Annotated in this window: 6 protein-coding genes; 1 reads left to right on the top strand and 5 read right to left on the bottom strand. The window is 46.2% G+C overall.

Features of this window, described 5'->3' with window-relative positions; translation table 11 throughout:
* Positions 1–386: 386 nt before the first annotated feature.
* The 4 genes from A3766_RS25940 to A3766_RS25925 all read right to left on the bottom strand — a co-directional run bounded on the left by A3766_RS25940 (position 387) and on the right by A3766_RS25925 (position 4,508).
* Positions 387–746 (bottom strand): hypothetical protein, encoded by a 360-nt coding sequence (locus tag A3766_RS25940; protein ID WP_068643255.1) that lies wholly within the window; start codon positions 744–746, stop codon positions 387–389.
* Positions 747–845: 99 nt separating this feature from the next.
* Positions 846–1,877, bottom strand: coding sequence for a hypothetical protein (locus A3766_RS25935; protein ID WP_068643253.1), 1,032 nt, complete (start codon positions 1,875–1,877; stop codon positions 846–848).
* 5 nt (positions 1,878–1,882) lie between these two features.
* Positions 1,883–2,104 carry a YheU family protein gene (locus A3766_RS25930; protein WP_068509273.1) on the bottom strand — a complete coding sequence of 74 codons (222 nt, stop codon included), beginning with the start codon at positions 2,102–2,104 and terminating at the stop codon, positions 1,883–1,885.
* 43 nt (positions 2,105–2,147) lie between these two features.
* A complete protein-coding gene (locus tag A3766_RS25925) occupies positions 2,148–4,508 on the bottom strand; it encodes a molybdopterin oxidoreductase family protein (RefSeq protein WP_068509271.1) in 2,361 nt (786 codons plus the stop codon).
* A gap of 261 nt (positions 4,509–4,769) precedes the next feature.
* Between A3766_RS25925 and A3766_RS25920 the strand changes: the two genes are divergently transcribed.
* A complete protein-coding gene (locus A3766_RS25920) occupies positions 4,770–5,510 on the top strand; it encodes an SDR family NAD(P)-dependent oxidoreductase (RefSeq protein ID WP_068509268.1) in 741 nt (246 codons plus the stop codon).
* A gap of 9 nt (positions 5,511–5,519) precedes the next feature.
* On the opposite strand, the gene A3766_RS25915 is transcribed toward A3766_RS25920, so the two are convergent.
* Positions 5,520–5,880 (bottom strand): SOS response-associated peptidase family protein (locus tag A3766_RS25915; RefSeq protein ID WP_197479754.1); only part of this gene is annotated, 361 nt, incomplete at its 5' end.

The raw sequence follows: 5,880 nt of genomic DNA, 5'->3' as shown, positions 1-5,880 counted from the left end.
CAAATTATATTAGGGAAGACCCGAAAGCCGACTTAACACTTTGTTAAGTTGGTTGTTCACCATCTACAGACATCACCCAGGAATTTGAAGCCAGTAACATTCGGCCAAACCAAAATCAACCTTCAACGGCAAGTTTTGGCACTTTGCTGACTAAGTTTGGGCAGGGTATTTGTAGGCTCTAGTCGAAACTGCTATTTCAGTAGGTCAGACTGCGTGCCAACTTTTACATATAAGTATTATGACTTTGTAGGCGGCCCGTCCTCGGGGCGCTTGCTGTGCCACGGGGCTTTCAAACGATTCCCTGGTTTCGGTTTGCGCGACTGGAGGCCCCGCCTACATAAGTATGGCTATTTTTCAATCGAGTCTGACCCCATTGAAAAAATGCTTTAAGGCATTTGGATTTGGCTTCCGCCTTGGCCCGGTACGACGATCTGAGAAGCCTGCTCACGACGCATTTCTTGAAGTTCTTTCATTGTATCTTCAAGCGACTTGTTTGCTGCTTCGCCAAAGTTAGCTGCCGCTTCACCCAGAGTAGAACCTTGAAGTTCGAAGTTCAAAGGAAGTGGTCCAGCTGGCGTCATCATTTGAGTGCTGCCGATAAACAGAACGGGTCTAGCGCTGTCTGCGTCGCCATTTGCATCGACAGGTGTCATGCGACGAATAGTGCCGACTTTGTTGTCTGTATAGACTTCTTCAAGATAAAGTTCATCAGGGTTCATGCTTATTTCAGGCGCGTTGTCGCTCATAATATTTCCTTAGTACGCTGTAGTCTGTATTGATGTGCCCGCTATCCTATCATGAAAACTGAAAAGCACGGGGCAATTTTGATAGGAAATAGCCAGCCTTTACTGGCGGCCTTGCTCAATCATAGTTCTCATTTGTTGGGCCTTGTCGGTATCGTTTTTCTTAAGGGCCGTGTCGAGTAAGTACCGGAGAATTTTTTCTCGCTGGATTTGCTTGAGATCGTCAGTTGCCTTGGAGGTTTTTTTAGCTAGTTTATCTTTTAGTATTTTATTGAGTAGGGATATAAACTTGTTTGTTATGTTCTGATCCAGGAAGGCTTCAATATCAAGAGGTAGAATAGCGTGGTGATCATTCACCCATAGTTTGAAGAAACGCTTGGCTTTAGTTTCTTCTCGCCCCTGCAGCTGCAATAGTAATTTACTATACAGTGCTCTGTAGGTCGTAACGGCTTCACTACGCTGCTCTGAGTTGTCATCAATTGTATCGAGCAGGCGCACCAGACGCTGGTGCATATGCTCCATTAGTTTGAGCATTTTGTCCGCGTCAGAATAGTGATCCAAAGCGTTTAGCTCGTCTAGAAAGCGCTCGATTTTTGCGAAAAAGTGTTTAACCTGCCGTTGGCTGAACAGTTTTTCAGGTTTGCGTGTTAACTCGGTTATCTGGCTTTTCAGTCCTGAGTAATCTAGTTCGCCTTGATTTAAGGATGCCCTGAGCACATAGCGTTCGAATAGCTCACTGTCCTTGCTCAATAAAGATAAGAACTCTTTTGCTAGGTTCTGTTTATCTTGACTAAGCAGGTAGGCAAGTACCCGGCTTTTGTCGGGGCCTTTGGCGAGAGATGATATTTGCTGGGTATTCCGGTTAACATGCAGACAGAGTGCTGCGCAATGTGGGCAGAAGTCAAAGCCATCAGACTCTGGACATTGGCAGGCACCTTCGACTGTATTATTCCGATAATTGAGCTTGACCTCAAAGCCATTTATTTTAGCTTTGGCAGTTGTCTTGTTTGACTCAAGCCCATCTATGAGAAACTGTTCCAGCTGCTGAAGAAGTTCATCAAACCGTAATTCACCAATCAACTTGGCAAGTTGTTCGTGGGGGATGATCGGCGGGTGTTGATCTTGTAAGGGCATCTAATCTAATTATCCAGGCCGAGAGAGTCTGCAGACATGATATGAGCGCTTTCTTCCTCTTCGCTATATTGTATGACCAGTTTGCCTTGCTTTAGCGCCTGTTGCACCTGAGACTTTCTTGTTTCCAAAGGGGCTTCGACATCATTGAGTCCCCAGTCTCTTAAACAATAGTCGTTTATTAGGCCATCTAATGCATCCGGGCTTAAAAAAGAGGGGTCGATAATCATGTTAGAACCTGGTGCATAAGAGTATATGTTTTACTTATTCCGGCTAAGAAAGCTTGGCACTCATACGTACCCTGGATTTATTTGCACGAGAACGCGTTGTACGTTTTCTCTTGTCTTGACCAACTTTAAGAACTTGCACTGGAACGCCGTTCAATACAGAGGTGCCGCTCAGTTTGTCTACATACCTGTCGTCTGTTAGATCATTGACACTAACCCCGGGCCGCTTGCTTGCAACAGATAGCATTGAACCTTCGCGCTGGTGCCCCCAGCCGTGAGGAATGCTGACAACGCCCGGCATGATATCTTCAGTTAACTCTACTTCAATCTCAAGCTGTCCAACTCTGCTACTTACGTGAGCGAGTTCTCCGTTTTTAAGTTGTACTTGTTTCGCGTCGTCAGGGTGGATCATCAGAGTACAGCGATTTTTACCTTTTACCAGGCGCCTGCTGTTATGTAGCCAGGAATTGTTAGAGCGGACGTGACGCCTGCCAATTAATAAGAGTTGTCCGTTTTCGGCTTTGTGACTGTCAAGCAGTTGCTCGCCGCGTTTACGTAGGCGAGTCATATCTTTTAAGTAAGTATTCGGTGCGAGTCGAATTCGTTTCTTCACGCTGTAGAGCCGTTCGGGTAGGCGAGATTGCAAGGGGCCTAAGTCGATACCGTGAGGGTAATTAAGTAAAGAGCTAACACAAAGGCCTTTGCTCAAACTTCTGTTTTGAGAACCATAAGGGCTGAGATCCAGAATCTTCCGGGCTGGGTGTTTGCTTGGTAAGAACCCCTGTAAGGCATCGACCAGGAAACGCCCTGCTTGGCTAGTGCCAGGGAGCTGCGTACCATAAGGGCCGGTACGAAGGATGATATCCAATAAGCCGTCGGGTCCTAAGCGCTTCAGTGATTGGTAAGAAAATTGTTCACCAATAATTTGCTTAATATTGCCTTTGCCAAGTCGGTGCTGAAGCTCAAGCGCTATTTGCCAGTCATGACGAGCAGACTTATCTACCTCGAATAAGGCGGGTGAGTATTTAGCGACATTCCGAACACCAAGCAGGTTAAAAACAATATCATAATGAGACTGCTCCAAAGGCGCAGTCGGAGGCAGGATAATATCGGCATGCTTTGAGGTTTCATTGATATAAAAATCAATAGAAACCATGAAATCCAGCGAATCGAGGGCTTGATCAAGGTGCTGACCATTCGGGCTGCTGAGCACAGGATTGCCAGCCATGACGATCATCATTTTTATCTGCTCATCACTAGGCAAGAGGATTTGGTCAGCCATGGTGCTGGCAGGCAATTCTCCACCAAATTCCGGTAGACCTGAAAGGCTCTGATAACGATTATAATGGCCTTTTTGGCCTGTCCATGCTGCTAGCTCAACCATATCTGCTGCGGGTTTGCTAAACATTAAACCGCCGCGCTCATCCATATGGTTTGTCAGAATATTTACCACATAAACTAACCAGGTCGCCAGGCCACCAAACTCCTGAGTTGAGGTGCCCATTCTACCGAACAGGCAAGCCCTTGGGGTGGTAGCCAGTTTGCGGGCTAGTGTTCTGATATCTTCGGCGGTAACACCTGTAATGCTGCTCACGTGCTCTGGGTTGAAGTCGGACGAGATAAGCTGTATTTCGGCGATCCCTTCAAGATGGCTTGATAGCCGGCCTGTCTCGATTAAATTCTCATTAAATAAAGTGTTAATAATTCCGAGTATCAGGAAGGCATCGGTACCGGGTTTGATGAATAAATGCTCGGTACTTGTTTTGACTGTTTCAGTCTTTCTTGGGTCAAGTAGAATCACCTCACCGCCACGCTTAATGATTTTCTTGAGCCTTGCTGAATAGTCAGGCGCGCTCATTAAACTACCATTTGATGCTGCCGGATTACTGCCGAGAAGAATAAACAAATCCATATGATCAATATCAGGCACTGGGAATAAATATTGATTCCCAAACAGTTCCAGATTTGCCTGCATATGCGGTAGCTGGTCATTGGAGGTGGCAGAAAATTTATTGCGGGTACGCAGTGCTTTCAGCAGCATTGGTGCAAATAGAATATTGCCGTGATGATGGGTGTTCGGATTACCAAGGTAGGCACCTACAGCATTTTTACCGTGCTGTTGTTGAATATCACCAATTTTGTTTGCAACTAAATCAAACGCTCTGTTCCAAGTGATGGGTTTCCAGCCATCTTTGGTTTTTAGCTGTGGAACTTTAAGCCGGTCCGGGTCTTCTTGTATATCTTTTAAGGCGAGCGCTTTCGGGCAAATATGGCCTTTGCTTAACGGGTCATCAGGATCGCCCTTTATAGAGATAATCTGTGCGTCTTCAACTTTGATCGCGACACCGCACATTGCTTCACAAAGGTTGCAGGTGCGGTAATGAGTAAAAGCGTCTGAGCTAGGCATAGATTTGATCCGTCATTGAATGGGTGCTAAGAGTGAATGTACACCACTATTGTTGTTATTGAACAGCTAGTCAGGATTATATGCCTGCCATAAACGAGAAGTCTAGACGATTAGAACTATTCATAGACTTACTGCTTTGTGAATCCCGCTTTGTTGCCTCCTTAATGATTTGGGCTTGGCTATTGTGCTAGGCTTTCGTCTGCACAATATATGAACTTCTCCATTTGAAGATGACCGCAGCAACTGTAGGGTAGGCTAGCAATGAATAAAACAATCGTAATAACCGGAGCCAGTGATGGTATTGGCAAGGCCTTGGCATGGGAGATGGCAAAGCGAGGTTATGATCTTGGTCTTAGCGCACGTAGAGAAACCCTGCTGCAATCATTAAAAGCCGAGATCCATAAAGCCTACCCTGAAGCAAGGATAGAAATAGCGCCGCTTGATGTCACTGATACTTCGCAGGTGGATGAGGTGATTAAGGGCTTTCAATCTTCTTTGGGGCGTTTAGATATGATCGTTGCTAATGCCGGGATTGCCCGCTCAGGCAAAGCCGAGATTGCCTCTTTAGATGACCAGCTCGCCGTAATCAATACTAATCTAAATGGTGCTATCGCTACCGTCAGGGCTGCGCTTAAAGCATTCCGGACCCAAGGTGGTGGGCATATTGTGGCAACCGCTTCCGTTGCGGGCTATCGAGGTTTACCACGAAATGCTGCGTATTCTGCTTCAAAAGCGGGTTTGGCTACCTATATGGAGGCGGTTAGGCTGGAGACCTTAAATGACAATGTTGATGTGAGTGTCATTAACCCCGGTTTTATCGATACGGAAATTAACCGTAGTTTGCCCAGCAGGCCCTTTGTTATCAATGTAGAGCAGGGCGCTAAGCAGTTTGCCGATCTGGTTGAAAAGAAAGTTAAAGCTTCTACCCTTCCTCGAATGCCTTGGGCGATTGTTGCGCCTCTTATGCGTGTTTTACCGGATTCTCTGATTGCTAAAATGTAGTTTTGGTTACTAGTCACTTATGCGCTCGAAGGTCGCCGGGGTTGAACTGATCGGTGGGTGAATCTGGAGTGCGTGATGATCGTGAAATTGATTTATCTCATTGGCTGGTCGTGGCAGTGCCAGCCAGTCCTTCACCTTTGATGCTTCGATTAACAAAGGCATTCTATGGTGATAAATTCCACAATTAGGGTCGGCTTCGCATGTGAGGGTAACAAGCTGGAAGCCACCTGAGTTCAGTGGAAATAGTATTCCTGCCATAAACAGAACGTCGTCTATTGCCGGTGAAAAACGGTGTTTTATTTTGTGCCCGGGCTCTCCTGTCCATTCAAACCAGGCCGAGCAGGGTACTACGCAACGGTGTAGTGCATAA

The organism is Oleiphilus sp. HI0132, from assembly GCF_001635845.1.
This window is presented reverse-complemented; position numbering and strand designations above follow the sequence as displayed.